The sequence below is a fragment of the Pseudomonas sp. SDO55104_S430 genome, assembly GCF_054070595.1.
On sequence record NZ_JBSVXG010000374.1, the window covers coordinates 1 to 3434 of the forward strand.

Sequence of the window (3434 nt, forward strand, 5' to 3'; positions counted from 1 at the left end):
CCGTTGGACTGCGCAGCAGTCCCATCTTTTGGGGCCGCTTCGCAGCCCAGCGGGGGCAAGCCCCCTCGCCACAATGATCTCATCGCCAATTTGGGCCTTGCCCCGGTTGGATCATCAAATGTTATCCGGCGTCCGCGCCTTCTCCCGCGCCTGTTCGCGGGTGACCAATCCCCGGTTCACCAGGTCCTTCAGGCCCATATCCAGCGTCTGCATCCCCAGCGACCCGCCCGACTGAATCGATGAATACATCTGCGCCACCTTGTCCTCGCGGATCAGGTTACGGATCGCCGATGTGCCGAGCATGATCTCGTGGGCCGCAACCCGCCCGCCGCCGATTTTCTTCACCAGCGTCTGCGATACCACCGCCAGCAGCGATTCTGAAAGCATCGAGCGCACCATGGACTTTTCGTCCCCCGGAAACACGTCGACGATCCGGTCGATGGTTTTCGCCGCCGATGTCGTGTGCAGCGTGCCGAACACCAGGTGCCCGGTTTCGGCAGCTGTCAGCGCCAGGCGAATGGTTTCAAGGTCACGCATCTCGCCCACCAGAATCACGTCCGGGTCTTCACGCAGGGCCGAACGCAAGGCGGTGGCGAAACTGCGGGTATCGCGGTGGACTTCACGCTGATTGATCAGGCATTTGCGCGATTCGTGGACGAACTCGATCGGGTCTTCGATGGTGAGGATGTGGTGATGGCGATGGTTGTTCAGGTAATCGATCATCGCCGCCAGGGTGGTGGACTTACCGGAGCCAGTCGGCCCGGTCACCAGCACCAGGCCACGGGGCGCGTCAGTCATCTTGCGGAACACGTCGCCCATGCCCAAATCGTCCATGCTCAGGATCTTCGACGGGATGGTACGGAACACCGCGCCGGCACCGCGGCTTTGGTTGAAGGCATTGACCCGGAAACGCGCCACGCCGGGCACGTCGAAGGAAAAATCGGTTTCCAGGTTCTTTTCGAAATCCACGCGCTGGGTGTCGTTCATGATGTCGTAGATCAGCGCCTGCACTTCCTTGTGATCCAGCGCCGGCAGGTTGATGCGCCGCACATCGCCGTCCACGCGGATCATCGGCGGCAGGCCGGCGGACAGGTGCAAGTCGGAAGCGCCCTGCTTGGCGCTGAACGCCAACAGCTCAGTGATATCCATAACACCTCTCGTTCCAGAAGCCCCAATCCAGAAGCTCTCAATTCCAGTAGAATGCCGCCAACCTCAGACCCGCTGGCGCCTCTTGAATGTCCACCATAGCAGACAACATTGAACTGGTTAGTTCGCGCATCCGCGCCGCCGCCCTCGCCGCCAACCGTGATGAACACAACGTACAGCTGCTGGCCGTGAGCAAGACCAAGCCCGCGCAGGACCTGCGTGAAGCCTATGCCGCCGGCCTGCGCGACTTCGGCGAAAACTATCTGCAAGAAGCCCTGAGCAAGCAGCTGGAACTGGCCGACCTGCCCTTGATCTGGCACTTCATCGGCCCCATTCAGTCGAACAAGACTCGCGCAATCGCCGAGCACTTCGCCTGGGTGCACTCCGTGGATCGTCTGAAAATCGCACAACGCCTTTCCGAGCAACGCCCCGCCGATCTGCCCCCTTTGAACATCTGCATCCAGGTCAATGTCAGCGGTGAAGCCAGCAAATCCGGCTGCACCCCGGCCGACCTGCCGGCCCTGGCCAACGCCATCAACGCCCTGCCGCGTCTCAAACTGCGCGGGCTGATGGCCATTCCCGAGCCGACGGACGACCGCGCCGAACAGGATGCCGCCTTCGCTGCCGTACAAAGTTTGCAAGCCAGCCTGAATCTGCCACTCGACACACTTTCCATGGGCATGAGCCACGACCTCGAGTCGGCCATTGCCCAGGGCGCGACCTGGGTTCGTATCGGTACGGCCCTGTTCGGCGCTCGCGACTACGGTCACCCGTGACCCCATTTATAAGGACCTGACATGAGCAAGACGCGTATTGCCTTTATCGGTGCCGGCAACATGGCCGCCAGCCTGATCGGCGGCCTGCGGGCCAAGGGCCTGGACGCCGCGCAGATCCGCGCCAGCGATCCGGGTGAAGAAACCCGCGCCCGCGTGAGCGCCGAGCACGGTATCGAAGTGTTCGCCGACAACGCCCAGGCCATTCAAGACGCCGACGTGGTGGTACTGGCGGTCAAGCCGCAGGCGATGAAGACCGTCTGCGAAGCCATTCGCCCAAGCCTGACGCCAGGCCAGCTGGTGGTTTCCATAGCCGCCGGCATCACCTGCGCCAGCATGAACAGCTGGCTCGGCGCCCAGCCGATCGTGCGCTGCATGCCCAACACTCCTGCGCTGCTGCGCCAGGGCGTTAGCGGTCTGTTCGCCACCGCCCAGGTGAGCGCCGAACAGCGCCAGCAAGCCCAGGAACTGCTGTCGGCCGTGGGCATCGCCCTGTGGCTGGACGAGGAGCAGCAACTGGACGCGGTGACCGCAGTGTCCGGTTCCGGCCCTGCCTACTTCTTCCTGCTGATCGAAGCCATGACCGCTGCCGGCGTGAAACTCGGCCTGCCAGCGGACATTGCCGCGCAACTGACCCTGCAGACCGCTCTGGGCGCCGCGCACATGGCGGTTTCCAGCGATGTCGACGCAGCCGAACTGCGTCGCCGCGTGACCTCGCCAGCAGGCACCACGGAAGCGGCCATCAAATCGTTCCAGGCTGACGGCTTTGAAGCTCTGGTGGAAAAAGCACTGGGCGCCGCCGCACACCGTTCCGCCGAGATGGCTGAGCAACTCGGCCGCTAATCAGCTCTTAAAAAGGAATCAATAATGCTCGGACTCAATGACGCTGCCATTTTCGTGATTCAAACCCTGGGCAGCCTGTATCTGCTGATCGTGCTGTTGCGCTTTATCCTGCAACTGGTGCGGGCGAACTTCTACAACCCGCTCTGCCAATTCATCGTGCGCGCCACGCAACCCTTGCTCAAACCTCTGCGCCGGGTGATCCCGAGCATGTTCGGTCTGGACATGTCGTCGCTGGTGCTGGCCCTGCTGGTGCAGATGGCGCTGTTCGCCGTGATCCTGCTGTTGCAGGGTTACGAAGTGAACGCGCTGTTCCTGGTGCCATGGGCGCTGATCGGCATCTTCGCGCTGTTCCTGAAGATCCTGTTCTGGGCAATGATCATCAGCGTGATCCTGTCCTGGGTCGCTCCTGGCAGCCACAACCCTGGCGCAGAGCTGGTGCAGCAGATCACCGAACCAGTTCTGGCGCCGTTCCGCCGGATCATCCCGAACCTGGGCGGCCTCGACATCTCGCCGATCTTCGCCTTCATCGCGCTGCAACTGCTGCAAAGCTGGCTGATCCCGCGCCTGGCGATGTACGCGCTGATGCCGCGTGAGCTGTTTGGCCTGATCTAGGATTCAGACCGCGTCATCGTTCTTCGCGGGCAAGCCTCGCTCCTACAGGTCCCCACTGAC

Annotated in this window: 4 protein-coding genes; 3 read left to right on the plus strand and 1 reads right to left on the minus strand. The window is 62.4% G+C overall.

Going from position 1 to position 3434, the window contains the following annotated elements; translation table 11 throughout:
- Window positions 1-114 precede the first annotated feature (114 nt).
- The gene (locus tag ACW9JE_RS29600; protein WP_224542171.1) at window positions 115-1149 is read right to left on the minus strand and encodes a type IV pilus twitching motility protein PilT; all 1035 of its coding nucleotides are present in this window, start codon (window positions 1147-1149) and stop codon (window positions 115-117) included.
- Between the two features lie 86 nt (window positions 1150-1235).
- Here ACW9JE_RS29600 and ACW9JE_RS29605 point away from each other — a divergent pair, with 86 nt between their 5' ends.
- From ACW9JE_RS29605 to ACW9JE_RS29615, 3 genes are read left to right on the plus strand one after another with little or no spacing between them, the layout of a single operon-like run.
- Window positions 1236-1922: a YggS family pyridoxal phosphate-dependent enzyme gene (locus tag ACW9JE_RS29605; RefSeq protein ID WP_457434776.1), complete on the plus strand. Its 687-nt coding sequence runs from the start codon at window positions 1236-1238 to the stop codon at window positions 1920-1922.
- A gap of 21 nt (window positions 1923-1943) precedes the next feature.
- Window positions 1944-2762, plus strand: coding sequence for a pyrroline-5-carboxylate reductase (gene proC / locus ACW9JE_RS29610; RefSeq protein ID WP_457434777.1), 819 nt, complete (start codon window positions 1944-1946; stop codon window positions 2760-2762).
- Window positions 2763-2786: 24 nt separating this feature from the next.
- Window positions 2787-3374 (plus strand): YggT family protein, encoded by a 588-nt coding sequence (locus tag ACW9JE_RS29615; protein WP_224542178.1) that lies wholly within the window; start codon window positions 2787-2789, stop codon window positions 3372-3374.
- Window positions 3375-3434: the final 60 nt, after the last annotated feature.

What these genes read in the sequence shown, in the direction of transcription:
- proC (WP_457434777.1), top strand. Translation starts at nt 1,944, where the DNA reads ATGAGCAAGACGCGTATTGCCTTTATCGGTGCCGGCAACATGGCCGCC.
- ACW9JE_RS29600 (WP_224542171.1), bottom strand. Translation starts at nt 1,149, where the DNA reads ATGGATATCACTGAGCTGTTGGCGTTCAGCGCCAAGCAGGGCGCTTCC.
- ACW9JE_RS29605 (WP_457434776.1), top strand. Translation starts at nt 1,236, where the DNA reads ATGTCCACCATAGCAGACAACATTGAACTGGTTAGTTCGCGCATCCGC.
- ACW9JE_RS29615 (WP_224542178.1), top strand. Translation starts at nt 2,787, where the DNA reads ATGCTCGGACTCAATGACGCTGCCATTTTCGTGATTCAAACCCTGGGC.